Genomic DNA, 15,943 nt, shown 5'->3' with positions numbered 1-15,943 from the left:
TTCCCCCGGTAAGCGGGCACAATCGAGGTAACGCCACGGAATCGGCCCGAAACCGGCTATCCGGCGAAGAGCGGTGCCGACCCGGCACCGCGGCGATGCTCCAGCACAGGAACGGCCCCTCGATGAGTCCATCGAGGGGCCGTGAAGGCACTGAGATCGAGGAGATCAGCGCAGGATCTGGCGGGACATGACCAGGCGCTGGATCTGGTTGGTGCCCTCGTAGATCTGGGTGATCTTGGCGTCGCGCATCATGCGCTCGACCGGGAAGTCGGTGGTGTAGCCTGCGCCACCGAAGAGCTGGACGGCGTTGGTGGTGACTTCCATGGCGACGTCGGAGGCGAAGCACTTGGCGGCGGCGGAGATGAAGCCGAGGTTCTTCTCGCCGCGCTCGGCGCGGGCCGCGGAGGTGTAGACCATGAGGCGGGCGGCCTCGACCTTCATCGCCATGTCGGCGAGCATGAACTGGGTGTTCTGGAAGTCGGCGATGGCCTTGCCGAACTGCTTGCGGTCCTTGGTGTAGGCGATCGCGGCGTCGAGGGCACCCTGGGCCAGGCCGACGGCCTGCGCGCCGATGGTCGGGCGGGTGTGGTCGAGGGTCTGCAGCGCGGTCTTGAAGCCGGTGCCGGGCTCGCCGACGATGCGGTCGCCGGGGATGCGGCAGTTCTCGAAGTACAGCTCGGCGGTGGGCGAACCCTTGATGCCAAGCTTGTGCTCGAGCGGGCCGACGACGAAGCCCTCGTCGTCCTTGTTGACCATGAACGAGGAGATGCCGTTGGCGCCCTTGTCGGCATCGGTCACGGCCATCACGGTGTACCACTCGGACTTGCCGCCGTTGGTGATCCAGCACTTGGAGCCGTTGAGGATCCAGTCGTCGCCGTCAGCCTTGGCGCGGGTGCGCATGGAGGCGGCGTCGGAACCGGCCTCACGCTCGGACAGCGCGTAGGAGGCCATCTTGCCGTTCACCAGGTCGCCGAGGACCTTGTGCTTCAGCTCTTCGGAGCCGTTGAGGATCAGGCCCATGGTGCCGAGCTTGTTGACGGCGGGGATCAGCGAGGAGGAACCACAGACGCGCGCGACTTCCTCGATCACGATGCAGGTGGCGACCGAGTCGGCGCCCTGGCCGCCGTAGGCCTCGGGCACGTGCACGGCATTGAAGCCCGCGGCGTTGAGGGCGGTCAGCGCCTCCTCGGGGAAGCGGGCGTTGCCGTCGACGTCCTTGGCGTAGGGAGCGATCTCCTTCTCGGCGAGGCCGCGGATGGCCGCACGGAGCTCATCGTGGAAGTCCTCGAGCTGGAACAGGTTGAAATCCGGGTTTCCCGCCATCGGGCACACTCCTGGTCGTGGTGGTGATCGCTGCGGTCAACAGCGCGTCTCGCATCGGCACCGAGTGCCAATCCGACTTGATTATACGCCCGGCACTCTAGCGCTACATGGGGATATACCCGTGGCACTCAGTGTCACACCATGCTCGAGCCGCCGAAGCGGCGCTCACAGGTTACCGAGCTGGGCGGTGATCAGGTCGGCCACCTTGCGCGGCGGCATGTCTCGCGGGAAGACCGCGACAACCAGCTCCTCGCGGGGCGCCGGCTCCTGTCTGCCGCGCGAGATCATGGCCAGTTCGGTGCGCAGATCGGCGACGGCGGCCGCCGGCTCGCCGCGCACCATCCGGCGCAGCAGATAGTTGTGCGTCGCGGTGACCGCCGCGGTGAACTGCACGCGCGCCAGGTCCGGCACGTCGGGCAGCTGCTCGCGCAGGAAATCGGTGAACAGGCGCTCGTACCGGAACACCGTCACGATCTCGCGCTCCCGCAACGCGGGCACCCGCCGCACCACCTGATACCGGCGCGCGGCGATGTCACGCCACTGCGTGAACCGCTCGAACACCCCGATCACGGCCTCGCACACCGCATCCCACGGATCGCCCTCGGCCCGCGCCAGCGAATCCTCGGCCAGCGCGAGCTGGAATTCGTGATCGGCGAAGATCACGTCCTCCTTGGACCGGAACTGCCGGAAGAAGGTCCGCCGGGAAATCCCCGCCGCCACCGCGATCTCGTCCACCGTCGTCGCCTCGTACCCCCGCTCGGCGAACAACCGCAACGCCTGATCCACCACCGTGAGCCGGAACTGCGCCGCGTCGTCGTGTGCCACCCGACCACCGTAGTCACCGGCCACGACAGGTCCCGACCGGGTTCTAGCCCAGCAGCTTGGTGCGCAGGGCGGCGTCCTTGTCGAGGACCATCTGCTCGAGGCCGGCCTGGAACTGTTCCATGCGGGTGCGCAGGGACGGGTCGTTGGCGGCGAGGATGCGGACGGCCAGCAGGCCCGCGTTGCGGGCGCCGCCGATGGAGACGGTGGCTACCGGGACGCCCGCGGGCATCTGGACGATCGAGAGCAGGGAGTCCATGCCGTCGAGGTACTTGAGGGGGACGGGGACGCCGATGACCGGGAGGGGGGTGGCCGAGGCGACCATGCCTGGCAGGTGGGCTGCGCCGCCCGCGCCGGCGATGATGACCCGCAGGCCGCGGCCCGCGGCGTCCTTGGCGTAGTCGAGCATGCGCTGCGGGGTGCGATGCGCGGAAACCACGCCGACCTCGAAGCGGATGCCGAACTCGGCCAGTGCCTCGGCGGCGGCCTCCATCGTCGGCCAGTCGGAATCGCTGCCCATGATCAGGCCGACCTGGGGTCCGGTGGTGGTCACATGCGCTCCTGTGTTGTCGGCGGCTGGCGCCGCGGGTTTTCGGCCTCGTGACCTCGCATCCGAGGGGCGATACTGCGCCTTCGGCGTTCCGTCTCGCCCCTCGGATGCGAGGCGGCCGAAAACGTGGGGGTCATGAGGAGGGGTGGGGGGGCTCAGGCCCCGTGTGGATCCCAGCCGTCGGTCCAGACGGCGTGCGACATCCAGTGCGCGGCGCGTTCGGCCTGCTCCCGCACCTCGGTGACGTCGTCGCCGAGGATGTTGATGTGGCCGATCTTGCGGTCGGGCCGCTCGCCCTTGCCGTAGAGGTGGACCTTCGCCTGTGGCAGGCGGGCGAACAGGTGGTGCAGCCGCTCGTCCATCGACATCTCGGGCGCCTCGGCCGCGCCGAGGATGTTGGCCATCACCGTCACCGGAGCCAGCGGGCTGGTATCGCCGAGCGGGTAGTCCAGGACGGCACGCAGGTGCTGCTCGAACTGGCCCGTGCGGGCGCCGTCCATGCCCCAGTGACCGGAGTTGTGCGGGCGCATCGCGAGCTCGTTGACGAGTACATCGCCGCCGTGGGTCTCGAACAGCTCGACCGCCATCACGCCGACGACACCCAGCCCGGCGGCCAGTTCCAGCGCCATCGTCTCGGCGCGCGCGCCCAGCTCCTCGGGCAGGTCTGGCGCGGGTGCGATGACGACCGCGCACTGACCGTTGCGCTGCACGGTCTCCACCACCGGCCAGGTCGCGGCCTGCCCGAACGGCGAGCGCGCCACCATCGCCGACAGCTCGCGCTTGAGGTCGACCTTCGCCTCGGCGAGCAGCTGCACACCGTGCGCGAGCTGGTCGGTGACGAGCCGCTCGGCCTCGGCCGCGTCGGCGGGCATCCACACGCCGCGGCCGTCGTAGCCGCCGCGGACCGCCTTGAGGACGAACGGCCAGCCGTGCTCGTCACCGAAGGCGATCGCGTCGGCGGGCGCGGTGACCTCGACGAACGCGGGCACCGGCAGACCGAGCGCGGACAGCTTGGTGCGCATGGCCAGCTTGTCCTGGGCGAAGATCAGAGCCTGCGGCGGCGGCGCCACGTTCACACCCTCGGCGACCAGGACCTCGAGGTGTGCCGTCGGCACGTGCTCGTGGTCGAAGGTCAGCGCGTGCGACCCGTTCGCCGCGCGACGCAGCGCGGACAGGTCGTCGTGGCTGCCCAGCACCACGTCAGGGGTGACCTGCGCGGCGGGATCGTCGGGACGCTCGGCCAGCACCCGCAGACGCTGGCCGAGGGCGACCGCGGCCTGGTGTGTCATACGCGCGAGCTGGCCACCACCGACCATCGTGACGGTGGGCATGGCAGACGGATCGAACGAACGTGCACTCACGTCGTGCAATGTTGTCATGTCGAATACGAATCTTTGCGACCGGTACACTCGGAACTCGTGTCAATCGTCGACGACGTGGTCAGCGTCCTTCCCTCGCGCCTGCGCGAGCTAGCGTTCCGGCATAAAGAGCTGATCAAGTTCGCCATCGTCGGCGCAACGACGTTCGTGATCGACAGCGGCCTGTTCTACCTCCTGAAATGGACGGTGCTGGCCGAGAAACCGGTCACCGCCAAGATCATTTCCGGCGTGGTCGCGGTGATCGCCTCCTACATTCTCAACCGCGAATGGTCGTTCAAGAATCGCGGCGGGCGAGAGAAACATCACGAGGCGTTGCTGTTCTTCGGTGTCAGCGGCATCGGCGTGATCCTGAGCAATATCCCGCTGTGGATCTCGAGCTACGTGTTCGATCTGCGGCAGCCGAACGTGAGCTTCCTGGCCGAGAACGTCGCCGACTTCGTCAGCGCGTTCATCATCGGCAACCTGCTGCAGATGGCGTTCCGGTTCTGGGCGATGCGCCGCTGGGTGTTCCCCGACGAGATGAACGAGATCGTCGCCGAGCTCGAGGATCTGATCGAAGAGGAACAGGAACCCCTCGGCCAAAGCTGAGTGTCAGCGCGGCTCGGTCAGCGTCGCGTTCGGCGGCCGGTTGACCTTCGAGCCGAGGAACACCGCGAACAGCGCGGGCCTGCGACGCTGGAGCTCGAGACGACCACCGTCGGCTTCCACCAGCGCACGTGCCAGGGCCAGACCGACACCGGTCGACCCGCCCGCCGAGAACCCACGGTCGAAGATGTGCGGCGCCAGCTCGTCGCGGATGCCCTCCCCCTCGTCGGCCACCTCCACGCAGATCAGCGGATCGCGTGAGCTCATCGTCGGCACCGTGCGCACCGACACCGTGCAGGTGCCGCCGCCGTGCATCAGGGCATTGTCGACCAGCACCGTCACGGCCTCGCGCAGCCGCGACCCGGTGATGGGGGCGCGCAGGGACTCGTCGCCGATCAGGCGCAGTTCGCGGCCCTCCTCGGTGAAGGGGTGGGCCCACTCGGCCATGACGCCGCGCAGTTCGGCCATCACCGGGACGGGATCGCGGTCGGCGGCGTCCTCGTCGCGGGAGGCGCGGACCAGGTCGTCGATGGCCTCGGTGAGCCGGTCGACCTGGGCCATGGCCTCCTCGGCCTCGTGCACGACCTCGGGATCGGCGTGCGTGGACAGCTCGTCCAGGCGCAGGCGCACCGCGGTCAGGCGACTGCGCAGCTGATGTGAGACGTCGGCGACCAGCGCGTGTTCGCGTTGCAAGCGGCCCGCGATCTCGACCGTCGCCGAGTCGAGCACATCGGAGACGCGGTCGAGTTCGGCGATGCCGTGCCTGCGCGGGTCGGGCCGGAAGTCGCCCATCGCCAGCCGGGCGGCGCGGGCGGCCACGTCACGCAGCGGGTCGGCGACCCGGCGCGCGGTCACCACCGCGACCGAGAACGCGGCGCCGAGCGAGGCGAGCACGGCCAGCGCGACCGCGGCAACGGCCTGCTCCTGCCGGGAGTGCATCGGCCCGGCGGGCACCTCGAGCCGCAGCGAACCCGATGTGCCCATCGACAGCGATTCGACCAGCGGATCCTCGACGTACTCGACGCCGATATCGGTGCGGGCGGCATTGTCGTGCGGCGCCGGGTAGACGATCGTCAGCTTGCCGCCCTCGGGCACCAGGGCCCGCATGGCGCGCACGTCGAGGCCGTCGTGCACGGTCCCGTCGACACGCTCCTGGGCGATCACCTCGGCGGCGACCCGTTCCAGGCGGCTCTGCAGATCGTTGCGGGTGATGTCCTCGACCCACAGCCACGCCGTATAGATCAGCGGAACGCCGAGCACCACCGTGGTGATGGTCAGCACGGTCAGGATCGAGCGCAGGATGCGGCGGCGCACTGCCCCGGTCAGCCTCTGACCGACGGGCCGTCGGTATTGAGCCGGAACCCGACACCGCGCACCGTGACGATGCGCCGCTCCGCCATCGGCCCCTCGTCGCCGATCTTGCGGCGCAACCAGGACATGTGCATGTCGAGAGTCTTCGAGCCGCGCAGATCCGCGTCGCCCCACACCTCACGCAGGATGGTCTCGCGCGGCACCACCTGTCCGGCCCGGTCGATGAGCACCTTGAGCAGCTCGTACTCCTTGTTGGCCAGGTTCACCTCGGCCCCGTTGACCAGCACACGCCGCGCCGCCGGCTCGAGCCGGATCCCACCGACCTCCACCGCGTCGTCACCGATTCCGCTGCGCCGCAGCAGGGCTCGCACCCGGGCCAGCAGCTCGGCCAGCCGGAACGGCTTGCCGACGTAATCGTCGGCGCCCGCGTCGAGACCGACCACGAAGTCCACCTCGTCCGTGCGCGCGGTGAGCATCAGCACCGCCAGATCGGCGCCACTGGCCCTGACCTGCCTGCACACCTCGAGCCCGTCCATGCCGGGCAGGCCGAGATCGAGGATCAGCAGGTCGTGATTGCCCTCGAGGGCGCGGCGCAGCACCGCGGGGCCGAACCGCTCGACGGTGACGGTGTAACCCTCGCGGCCCAGGGCGCGCGAGAGCGGCGCGGCGATCGCCTCATCGTCTTCGGCGAGCAGTACGGCGGTCATGTGCTCAGATTACGGATCTCGGTCGCGGTGGGCCGACAGCTCACCGATAACCGCCCCACGACTGGTCACGGCGAGCGCTGCCCGCCTCGAACACCTCGTGGTAGAGCAGCGCGTGCACCTGCTGCACCTGCGGGATGTCGTCGTATTCGAGCGGTTCCTCCGACGACGAGCCGATGATCAGCGTGCCGGTACCGAGCACCCGGTCGAACACACCGTGTTCGAACTGCACGCTGGAGATGCGGCTGAGCGGGATGTCGATGCCGGTGTGGGTGATCACGCCCTGGCGCACCAGCACGCGCCGGTCGGTGATGATGAAATGCGTGGACTTCCAGCTGATCACCTTGCCGACACAGCGCCACAGGATCAGTCCGAACCAGATCAGCCCGATGAGCAGCAGCAGCACCGTGCGCACCGAACCCTCGGTGTTGCGCCAGGCGAGCCCGCCGAGGAAACCGGCGATCGCGGTGCCGCCGATCAGTGTGACGACCGGCCACACCAGCATCTTCCAGTGCGGGTGACGATGCAGGATCAATTGTTCGTCGGGCGCGAGAACGTCCTCCGGGTACCCCATGGCCGAACGATACCCCGTTGTGAGGCCGCATTTCCCGATGCCACGGCCGAGGCGATACTGTGGATTCCACGCTAGATGCCAGGTTTTGCCCAATTCTGCTTGCTCGACACCCGACAGTGGAGGCACGCGTGACCAAAGCTCTGACTCAGCTCGAGATCCTCACCGCCCTGGAGCCGGTGGCCGAACAGAATCTCAACCGGCACCTTTCCATCGCCAAGGACTGGAATCCGCACGATTACGTCCCGTGGGACGAGGGCCGCAATTTCGCCGCGATGGGCGGCATCGATTGGGAGCCAGGACAATCCAAGCTCACCGATGTCGCCAAGGCCGCGATGATCACCAATCTGCTCACCGAGGACAATCTGCCGTCCTACCACCGTGAGATCGCCGAGAACTTCTCCCAGGACGGCGCCTGGGGCACCTGGGTCGGTCGCTGGACCGCCGAGGAGAACCGCCACGGCATCGTGATCCGTGACTACCTGGTGGTCACCCGTGGCGTCGACCCGGTCGCCCTGGAAGAGGCCAGGATGATCCACATGACCCAGGGCGCGCACGCGCCGGCGAACTGGGGCGGATTCCTGGTCAATGTCGCGTATGTGACGTTCCAGGAGCTGGCCACCCGGGTCAGCCACCGCAATACCGGTCGCGTCTGCGACGACCCGGTCGCCGACCGCATGCTGGCCCGCGTCGCCACCGACGAGAACCTGCACATGATCTTCTACCGCAACCTGTGCGCGGCGGCGCTCGATCTGGTCCCCGATCAGGCGATGCCCGCGATCACCAAGGTGCTCACCAACTTCCAGATGCCCGGCGCCGGCATGCCGAACTGGCGGCGCAACGGCGTACTGATGGCCAAGCACGGCATCTACGACCTGCGCCAGCATCTCGACGAGGTGGTATTGCCGGTGCTCAAGCAGTGGGACGTCTTCGGCCGCAACGACTTCGGGCCCGCGGGCGAAGTAGCACGCGACGCGCTCGCGCAGTTCCTGGACAAGCTGGAGAAGGACGTCATCAAGTTCGAGGAGCAGCGCGATCGGCTGCTGGCGCGCGAACGCGAGGTCGCCGAGCGCAACGGCGTCGGGGTCGCCGCCCGCTGAGAAGTCCGGAAGGGCCGTTCGCGGCCCGGCCCGTCGGTCAGGTGCCGCGGCGTAGGCGACGAAGGAGCAAGCCGCGGTGCCTGACCGATGGGCCACAAGGGGGCCGCGAACCCGCGGCGCCAGCCGCCGTCAATACTGTCCGCGCAGGTGGGAGACGTCGCCCGCCGAGACGGCCCGGTCGCCGATGAGCAGCCTGCCGGTGTCGTCGATGCCGGTCGCGACACCGGTGAGCACCTGGCCGCCGGGCAGTTCGGCCCGCACGTCGACGCCGATCGTCGCGCAGCGCTCGCGGTAGGCGGCGGCGAGCTCGCTCGTCGCCCAGCCCGCCCGCTGCCAGGCGCTGAACCGGGCGGCGAACTCGGTCAGGATCGCGGCGACCAGCCCGGTGCGGTCGGTGTCGATACCGGCCAGCGTCAGCGAAGTCGCGTGCGGGACAGGCAGTTCGGACTCGTCGAGATCGACATTGAGGCCGATGCCGACCACCACGGCGGGCGCGGCGCCGGTCGCGGCGACCTCGGCCAGGATGCCCGCGAGCTTGCGGCCGCCGAGCAGAACGTCGTTGGGCCATTTCAGTTCCGCGCCCGCGCCGGTCGCGCGGCGCAGCGCGTCGACCACCGCGACGCCGGTGAGCAGCGGCAGCCAGCCGAGCGTGGTCGGGTCGATGTCGGGCAGCCGCACCAGGATCGACAGCGAGATCTGCGCGCGCGGCGGGCTCACCCACGTGCGGGCGTGCCTGCCGCGACCGCTGACCTGTTCCTCGGCGAGCAGCGCCTGCCGGTCGGCGGTCGAATCGGCGGCCCTGGCGACGAGGTCGGCATTGGTCGATCCGGTCGACTCGACGACGTCGATCCGCTCGTAGAACGACAGCGGCCCGTCGGCCGAGGAGCTGTCGAGACGCCGCGCATCGATGGGTGCCCTGTTCATTCCCGGCACGCTACTAGGCCAGGGCGTATCCCCTGGTGGGCCGCACCTAGCTGGGGTTTCTGTACTGGCCGGTAGGCGAGACTGCCGTAGTGCGACGAGGTGTCACTGGTTACACTCGCAACCCATGACGAGTGTCCAGCAGCAGCCCGCATCGGAATCGGCGGGCTCCCCCGATATCCACACCACCGCCGGGAAGCTGGCTGATCTGCGGAATCGGCTGGAAGAAGCGCAACACCCGATGGGTGAGGCCGCGGTCGACAAGGTGCACGCCAAGGGCAAGATGACCGCGCGCGAGCGCATCCTCGCCCTGCTCGACGAAGGCTCCTTCGTCGAGCTCGACGCCCTCGCCAAGCATCGCAGCGTGAACTTCGGCCTGGAGCACAACCGCCCGCTCGGCGACGGCGTCGTCACCGGCTACGGCACCATCGACGGCCGCGACGTCTGCATCTTCTCCCAGGACGTCACCGTCTTCGGCGGCTCGCTCGGTGAGGTCTACGGCGAGAAGATCGTCAAGGTGATGGACCTGGCGCTCAAGACCGGCCGTCCGCTGGTCGGCATCAACGAGGGCGCGGGCGCGCGCATCCAGGAGGGCGTCGTCTCCCTCGGTCTCTACGGCGAGATCTTCCACCGCAACGTGCAGGCCTCCGGCGTGATCCCGCAGATCTCGCTGATCATGGGCCCCGCCGCCGGTGGCCACGTGTACTCCCCCGCGCTCACCGACTTCGTGGTGATGGTCGATCAGACCTCGCAGATGTTCGTCACCGGCCCCGACGTGATCAAGACCGTCACCGGTGAAGAGGTCACCATGGAGGACCTGGGTGGCGCGCACACCCACATGACCAAGTCCGGCGTTGCCCACTACGTGGCCTCCGGCGAGCAGGACGCCCTCGACTACGTCAAGGACCTGCTGAGCTACCTGCCGAGCAACAACCGCGCCGAGGCGCCGCGGCACGCGCCGACCGATCCGATCAACGGCGCGATCGAGGACTCGCTCACCGACGAGGACATCGAGCTCGACACGATCATCCCGGACTCGCCGAACCAGCCCTACGACATGCACGAGGTCATCCGTCGTCTGCTCGACGACGACGAGTTCCTCGAGGTGCAGGCCGAGCGCGCGATGAACATCATCTGCGGTTTCGGTCGTGTCGACGGCCGCAGCGTCGGCATCGTCGCCAACCAGCCGACCCAGTTCGCCGGCTGCCTCGACATCGACGCCTCGGAGAAGGCCGCGCGCTTCGTGCGCACCTGCGACGCCTTCAACGTCCCGATCATCACCCTGGTCGACGTGCCCGGCTTCCTGCCCGGCACCGGCCAGGAGTACAACGGCATCATCCGCCGCGGCGCGAAGCTGCTCTACGCCTACGGTGAGGCCACTGTGGGCAAGATCACGATCATCACCCGCAAGGCCTACGGCGGCGCCTACGACGTCATGGGTTCCAAGCACATGGGTGCCGATGTGAACCTGGCGTGGCCGACCGCCCAGATCGCGGTCATGGGCGCTTCCGGCGCCGTCGGATTCGTCTACCGCAAGCAGCTGCAGGAGGCCGCCAAGAACGGCGCCGATGTGGACGCTCTGCGCCTCGAGCTGCAGAACGAGTACGAGGACACCCTCGTCAACCCGTACGTGGCGGCCGAGCGCGGCTACGTCGACGCGGTCATCCCGCCGTCGCACACGCGCGGTCAGATCGTGTCGGCCCTGCGGCTGCTCGAGCGCAAGATGGTGACCCTGCCGCCGAAGAAACACGGCAACATTCCGCTCTGATCGAGCGATAACCCCGGTAGGCCGCGCACACTGGTTGCTATGACGCAACTATTGATCGTCGCGTGCCTACCGGGAATGATCGCGTCAACCGCGCTGTAAGACATCGAAGTACCCAAGCTTCGCACCGGGGAGATCTCCCGTACGAGGCAGGAAGGATCTGGCACTGTGACAACTGTGGCAGAAGAAGACGTGCTGACCGCCGCCGAGCTGGAGCTCGCCGTCGAACCACTCGTCGACGAGGTCGAACTGTCTGTGAGCGCGGTTTCCGACGAGCCCGCGGAGAGCCTCGGTGAGCCGATGTTCCGCATCATCAAGGGCTCGCCGACCGATGCGGATATCGCGGCCCTGGTCGCCGTGCTGAGCGCGGCGGCCGCGAGCGCCCCCGCGGGCGGCGCGAGTGGTCCGTCCGACAACTGGGGCAAAGCGACGCTGCTGCACCGGGGTACGTCCCCGTTCTCGCCGTACGCGTACCCACTGCTGTCGCACCTGCGCTGATCGGGTGACCCGGCTGGTCTTGGCCTCCGCGTCCCCCGCCCGTCTCGGGATCCTGCGCACGGCGGGTATCGACCCCGTCGTGCGCGTCTCGGGCGTGGACGAGGACGCGGTGTCGGCCGCGCTGCCCCCTGATACGTCCTCGCACGACGTCGTCATCGCCCTGGCCCGCGCCAAGGCCGTCGACGTCGCCGCGTCGATTCCCGAATTCGCCGCCGACTGTGTCGTCGTCGGTTGCGATTCGATGCTGCTCGTCGACGGGCAGCTGCAAGGCAAACCGCACACGCCCGAGGTGGCCCGCGCCCGCTGGGCTGGGATGGCGGGCCGCAGCGCCGATCTGATCACCGGACATTGCGTGCTGCGGCTGCGCGACGGGGAGATCGTCGCCGAGTCCGAGGAGTGCAGCAGCACCACGGTGCACTTCGCGAAACCCGGTCCGGACGAGCTCGACGCCTACATCGCCTCCGGCGAACCGCTGCAGGTCGCGGGCGCTTTCACGTTGGACGGGCTCGGCGGCTGGTTCGTGGACCGGATCGAGGGCGACCCGTCCAGCGTCATCGGGATCGGGCTACCGCTGTTGCGCAGGCTGCTCGAAGACGTCGGCGTCGGTGTCACGCAGCTGTGGCGGGATTCGCGGGCCTGACGGCGCGATCACCGGCTGTTCCGCGGTAGCGGGCGATCCGGACACCTGCGCGGAGTTCTCCGCGCCCAGCGTCAGTTCCAGCCTGGCCGTGCACAGTTCCGGCTCGGCGAACGGGTGCAGGCGCACGTCGACCCGGCCGCGGGCGCCGTTGCGCTCCAGCACTTCCCGCATGAGCCCCATGTGCACCCCGCACACCACTTCGGAGTGCGAGCGGGCCAGTTCCCGCAGCGGGCAGGCGGTGAGGTTGATCTGCACGTGCTCGGAGGTCTCCCCGACCGGGTCCTTCTCCGGCGCGAACCCCAGCTCCGACATCAGCGACATGGTGATGTCCCTGGCATCGGCCAGCGTCTCCACCGGATGCGTGCCGATGTCCATGCGCGCCCCCCAGGCGCGGCCCGCGGCGACGGCGGCGGCGGAACGGGTGATCGGGTCGGGTCCGAGATGGTCGGCGAGGACCTGGGCGAGTTCCTGATATCCCACCGAGCGCTGCACGGCGCGGTAGCCGATCCGCGGGCGTCCACGACCGCGCGGCGGCTGCTGGAACTGGCGGACCAGCGATTCGCGGGTGAGCACATCGAGATGGAAGCGGACGGTGGTGACATGCTGTCCGGTGATTCTGGCCAGTTCCTGGGCGTCGAGGGGCTCGGTGGCGCCACGTAGGATCGCGAGCAGTCGCCGTCGCGGCCAAGAATCGGACATAGCTCACCCCTCCTCTCCAGAGACTTTATCGGACAGCTCTGCGCTTTATTCGACCATTGTGTCGATTCGTGATGTGCCGACACAGACATACCATCGGCTGCGACCTCAGCACACTGTCGCACCCGCCCATACTCTCGCGTGAAGGACCACACCGTGACCGTCGCCCCGGATCCGCACCCCGCCTTCGGTTCCTACGCAGTCCCGCATCGATTGGTAACCACAGAATGGTTGTCCGCAAACATCGGAGTGCCCGGTGTGAAGATCATCGAGTCGAACGATGACATCCTGCTCTATGACATCGGCCATGTCCCGGGTGCGGTCAAAATCGATTGGCGTGGCGACCTGAGCGACCCGGTGACCCGCGACTATGTCGACGGCCGCCGCTTCACCGAGCTGATGCGCGCCAAGGGTATCCAGCGCGAGGACACCGTGGTGATCTACGGTGATCGCGGCAACGCCCAGGCCGCGCATACGGCCTGGATCTTCACCCTGTTCGGGCACGAGGACGTGCGCCTGCTCGACGGCGGCCGCGATGCCTGGATCTCCGAGGAACGCGACACCACCTTCGACCTGCCCTACCCGGCGCCCAGCGACTATCCCGACGTCAAGCGCGACGACACGGAGGCGCGCGCGTTCCGCGACGAGGTGGCGGCCCGGCTCGGCGACCCCCTGGTCGACGTGCGTTCGGAGCAGGAGTACTCGGGCGAGCTCGAGGACAAGCCGCTGAACCAGGAGTACGCCACGCTGCGCGGCGGGCACGTGCCGACCGCGGTGAACATTCCGTGGACGCAGGCCTGCACCAGCGACGGCCGTTTCCGGTCGAGGGCCGAACTCGACGAGGTCTACGGCGCGCTGCCCGCCGAGGACCTGGTCGTCTACAGCCGGGTCGGCGAGCGCTCCAGCCACACCTGGTTCGTTCTGACATTTCTGCTCGGCCGCAGGTCGGTGCGCAATTACGACGGCTCGTGGATCGAATGGGGCAATTCGGTGCGGTTGCCGATCGCGCAGGGCGCCGAGCCGGGTGTTCCGAACCGAATCATTTGAAACATGTTCACATCACAGGGCGCCGCGTAGTGTGACCTGCGACCTACTCGACAGTAGGGCTAGCCGAGTTCGGGCCGAATTGGCACACTGCCTACACTCGCCCGAGACGAAAGTTGTCGATACCGGGCACGGGGCCTACACGGCGACCCGTCCCCCGAAGCGACCAAAGATTGCACACAGGAGGCTCAGTGCCCAGCCATGCCAGCGCACGGATCACGAAGGTACTCGTAGCTAACCGCGGCGAGATCGCGGTCCGCGTGATCCGGGCTGCCAAGGACGCGGGGATCACCAGCGTCGCGGTGTACGCCGAGCCCGATGCCGACGCTCCCTTCGTGAAGCTCGCCGACGAGGCGTTCGCCCTCGGCGGTCAGACCTCGGCCGAGTCGTACCTCGTGTTCGACAAGATCCTCGACGCCGCCGCCAAGTCCGGCGCCGACGCGATCCACCCGGGTTACGGCTTCCTCTCCGAGAATGCCGACTTCGCCCAGGCCGTCCTCGACGCCGGGCTCATCTGGATCGGCCCCTCGCCGCAGTCCATCCGCGACCTGGGCGACAAGGTCACCGCGCGCCACATCGCCGAGCGCGCGCAGGCGCCGATGGCCGCGGGCACCAAGGACCCGGTCAAGAACGCCGACGAGGTCGTCGCGTTCGCCAAGGAGTACGGCGTCCCGGTGGCCATCAAGGCCGCTTTCGGTGGCGGTGGCCGCGGCATGAAGGTCGCCCAGACCATCGAGGAGATCCCCGAGCTGTTCGAGTCGGCGACCCGTGAGGCCGTCGCGGCCTTCGGTCGCGGCGAGTGCTTCGTCGAGCAGTACCTGGACAAGGCCCGCCACGTCGAGGCCCAGGTCATCGCCGACCAGCACGGCAACGTCGTCGTCGCCGGTACCCGCGACTGCTCGCTGCAGCGTCGCTTCCAGAAGCTCGTCGAGGAGGCGCCTGCGCCGTTCCTGTCCGACGAGGTCCGCGCCAAGATCCACGACTCCGCCAAGCGCATCTGCCGCGAGGCCGGCTACTACGGCGCGGGCACCGTGGAGTACCTGGTGCAGGGCGAGACCGTGTCGTTCCTCGAGGTGAACACCCGCCTGCAGGTCGAGCACCCGGTCACCGAGGAGACCGCGGGCATCGACCTGGTGCGTCAGCAGTTCGCGATCGCCAACGGCGAAGAGCTCTCGATCAAGGAAGACCCCACCCCGCGTGGCCACTCCTTCGAGTTCCGGATCAACGGTGAGGACGCCGGTCGCGGCTTCCTGCCCGCGCCCGGCCCGGTCAACGTCTACCGCGAGCCCACCGGCCCCGGTGTGCGCGTCGACTCCGGCGTCGTCGCGGGCAGCGTCATCGGCGGTCAGTTCGACTCGATGCTGGCCAAGCTGATCGTCACCGGCGAGAACCGCGACCAGGCGCTGCAGCGTGCGCGTCGCGCGCTGGCCGAGTTCGACGTCGAGGGCCTGGCGACGGTCATCCCGTTCCACCGCGCGATCGTCGAGGATCCGGCATTCATCGGTGACGGCGAGAAGTTCGACGTCTACACCAAGTGGATCGAAACCGAGTGGAAGAACACCGTCGAGCCGTACACGGCCGGTGGCGTCGCCGAGGACGACGAGGAGGACCTGCCCCGGCAGAAGGTCGTCGTCGAGGTCGGTGGCCGTCGCGTCGAGGTGTCGCTGCCCGGTCAGTTCACCCTCGGTGGCGGTGCCGCCGGTTCGGCCGGTAACGGCGCCGGCGTCATCCGCAAGAAGCCGAAGGCGCGCAAGCGTGGCGGCGCCGGTGCCGGTGCGGCCTCCGGTGACGCGGTCACCGCGCCCATGCAGGGCACCGTCGTGAAGGTCGCGGTCGAAGAGGGCCAGACCGTCGAGGCGGGCGACCTGATCGTGGTGCTCGAGGCCATGAAGATGGAGAACCCGGTCAACGCGCACAAGGCCGGTGTCGTCACCGGGCTGGCCGTCGAGGCGGGCGCCGCGATCACCCAGGGCACCGTCCTGGCGGAGATCAAGTAGCAAGTACGACGTAGACGGGCGCCGGTCGATCTCGACC

16 protein-coding genes are annotated in these 15,943 nt (G+C 68.5%); 7 read left to right on the top strand and 9 right to left on the bottom strand.

Annotated features, from left to right (window positions below; translation table 11 throughout):
• Positions 1 to 165 precede the first annotated feature (165 nt).
• The 4 genes from ACWF82_RS21725 to ACWF82_RS21710 form a co-directional block, all read right to left on the bottom strand.
• Positions 166 to 1,323, bottom strand: coding sequence for an acyl-CoA dehydrogenase (locus ACWF82_RS21725; protein ID WP_452503741.1), 1,158 nt, complete (start codon positions 1,321 to 1,323; stop codon positions 166 to 168).
• Between the two features lie 165 nt (positions 1,324 to 1,488).
• Positions 1,489 to 2,148, bottom strand: a complete 660-nt coding sequence (locus tag ACWF82_RS21720) for a TetR family transcriptional regulator (RefSeq protein ID WP_452503739.1) — start codon at positions 2,146 to 2,148, stop codon at positions 1,489 to 1,491.
• A 43-nt stretch (positions 2,149 to 2,191) separates the two neighbouring features.
• Positions 2,192 to 2,698, bottom strand: coding sequence for a 5-(carboxyamino)imidazole ribonucleotide mutase (gene purE, locus ACWF82_RS21715; protein ID WP_452503737.1), 507 nt, complete (start codon positions 2,696 to 2,698; stop codon positions 2,192 to 2,194).
• 152 nt (positions 2,699 to 2,850) lie between these two features.
• The gene (locus ACWF82_RS21710) at positions 2,851 to 4,074 is read right to left on the bottom strand and encodes a 5-(carboxyamino)imidazole ribonucleotide synthase (RefSeq protein ID WP_452503735.1); all 1,224 of its coding nucleotides are present in this window, start codon (positions 4,072 to 4,074) and stop codon (positions 2,851 to 2,853) included.
• Between the two features lie 39 nt (positions 4,075 to 4,113).
• Here ACWF82_RS21710 and ACWF82_RS21705 point away from each other — a divergent pair, with 39 nt between their 5' ends.
• The gene (locus ACWF82_RS21705) at positions 4,114 to 4,662 is read left to right on the top strand and encodes a GtrA family protein (protein ID WP_452503733.1); all 549 of its coding nucleotides are present in this window, start codon (positions 4,114 to 4,116) and stop codon (positions 4,660 to 4,662) included.
• A gap of 3 nt (positions 4,663 to 4,665) precedes the next feature.
• Here ACWF82_RS21705 and ACWF82_RS21700 read toward each other — a convergent pair whose 3' ends face one another.
• The 3 genes from ACWF82_RS21700 to ACWF82_RS21690 are packed head-to-tail and all read right to left on the bottom strand — an operon-like array spanning position 4,666 to position 7,248.
• Positions 4,666 to 5,973, bottom strand: coding sequence for a sensor histidine kinase (locus ACWF82_RS21700; protein WP_452503731.1), 1,308 nt, complete (start codon positions 5,971 to 5,973; stop codon positions 4,666 to 4,668).
• 8 nt (positions 5,974 to 5,981) lie between these two features.
• Complete coding sequence (locus tag ACWF82_RS21695) at positions 5,982 to 6,677, bottom strand: response regulator transcription factor (protein WP_452503729.1); 696 nt, start codon at positions 6,675 to 6,677, stop codon at positions 5,982 to 5,984.
• Positions 6,678 to 6,717: 40 nt separating this feature from the next.
• A complete protein-coding gene (locus tag ACWF82_RS21690; RefSeq protein WP_452503728.1) occupies positions 6,718 to 7,248 on the bottom strand; it encodes a PH domain-containing protein in 531 nt (176 codons plus the stop codon).
• 128 nt (positions 7,249 to 7,376) lie between these two features.
• Between ACWF82_RS21690 and ACWF82_RS21685 the strand changes: the two genes are divergently transcribed.
• On the top strand, positions 7,377 to 8,345 hold the full coding sequence (locus tag ACWF82_RS21685; RefSeq protein WP_452503726.1) for an acyl-ACP desaturase: 969 nt from the start codon (positions 7,377 to 7,379) through the stop codon (positions 8,343 to 8,345).
• A 129-nt stretch (positions 8,346 to 8,474) separates the two neighbouring features.
• Here the strand turns inward: ACWF82_RS21685 and ACWF82_RS21680 are convergent, their stop codons facing one another.
• Entirely contained in the window at positions 8,475 to 9,269 is a 795-nt protein-coding gene (locus ACWF82_RS21680) for a biotin--[acetyl-CoA-carboxylase] ligase (RefSeq protein WP_452503724.1), read from the bottom strand.
• A 124-nt stretch (positions 9,270 to 9,393) separates the two neighbouring features.
• On the opposite strand from ACWF82_RS21680, the gene ACWF82_RS21675 reads away from it, so the two are divergent.
• From ACWF82_RS21675 to ACWF82_RS21665, 3 genes are all read left to right on the top strand, one after another.
• Positions 9,394 to 11,034 carry an acyl-CoA carboxylase subunit beta gene (locus ACWF82_RS21675; RefSeq protein ID WP_452503723.1) on the top strand — a complete coding sequence of 547 codons (1,641 nt, stop codon included), beginning with the start codon at positions 9,394 to 9,396 and terminating at the stop codon, positions 11,032 to 11,034.
• 165 nt (positions 11,035 to 11,199) lie between these two features.
• The gene (locus ACWF82_RS21670; protein ID WP_452503721.1) at positions 11,200 to 11,529 is read left to right on the top strand and encodes an acyl-CoA carboxylase epsilon subunit; all 330 of its coding nucleotides are present in this window, start codon (positions 11,200 to 11,202) and stop codon (positions 11,527 to 11,529) included.
• A gap of 4 nt (positions 11,530 to 11,533) precedes the next feature.
• The gene (locus ACWF82_RS21665) at positions 11,534 to 12,169 is read left to right on the top strand and encodes a Maf family protein (protein WP_452503719.1); all 636 of its coding nucleotides are present in this window, start codon (positions 11,534 to 11,536) and stop codon (positions 12,167 to 12,169) included.
• Here the strand turns inward: ACWF82_RS21665 and ACWF82_RS21660 are convergent.
• Positions 12,095 to 12,868, bottom strand: a complete 774-nt coding sequence (locus tag ACWF82_RS21660) for a helix-turn-helix transcriptional regulator (RefSeq protein WP_452503717.1) — start codon at positions 12,866 to 12,868, stop codon at positions 12,095 to 12,097. The genes ACWF82_RS21665 and ACWF82_RS21660 overlap by 75 nt on opposite strands.
• Before the next feature lie 153 nt (positions 12,869 to 13,021).
• On the opposite strand from ACWF82_RS21660, the gene ACWF82_RS21655 reads away from it, so the two are divergent.
• Together ACWF82_RS21655 and ACWF82_RS21650 are read left to right on the top strand one after the other, a co-directional pair.
• On the top strand, positions 13,022 to 13,912 hold the full coding sequence (locus ACWF82_RS21655; protein ID WP_452503715.1) for a sulfurtransferase: 891 nt from the start codon (positions 13,022 to 13,024) through the stop codon (positions 13,910 to 13,912).
• Positions 13,913 to 14,100: 188 nt separating this feature from the next.
• Positions 14,101 to 15,906: an acetyl/propionyl/methylcrotonyl-CoA carboxylase subunit alpha gene (locus ACWF82_RS21650; RefSeq protein WP_452503713.1), complete on the top strand. Its 1,806-nt coding sequence runs from the start codon at positions 14,101 to 14,103 to the stop codon at positions 15,904 to 15,906.
• Positions 15,907 to 15,943: the final 37 nt, after the last annotated feature.

Source organism: Nocardia sp. NPDC055053 (assembly GCF_053608285.1).
Note: the sequence above shows the minus strand (reverse complement) of the source record. Positions and strands in the feature narration are given on the sequence as shown.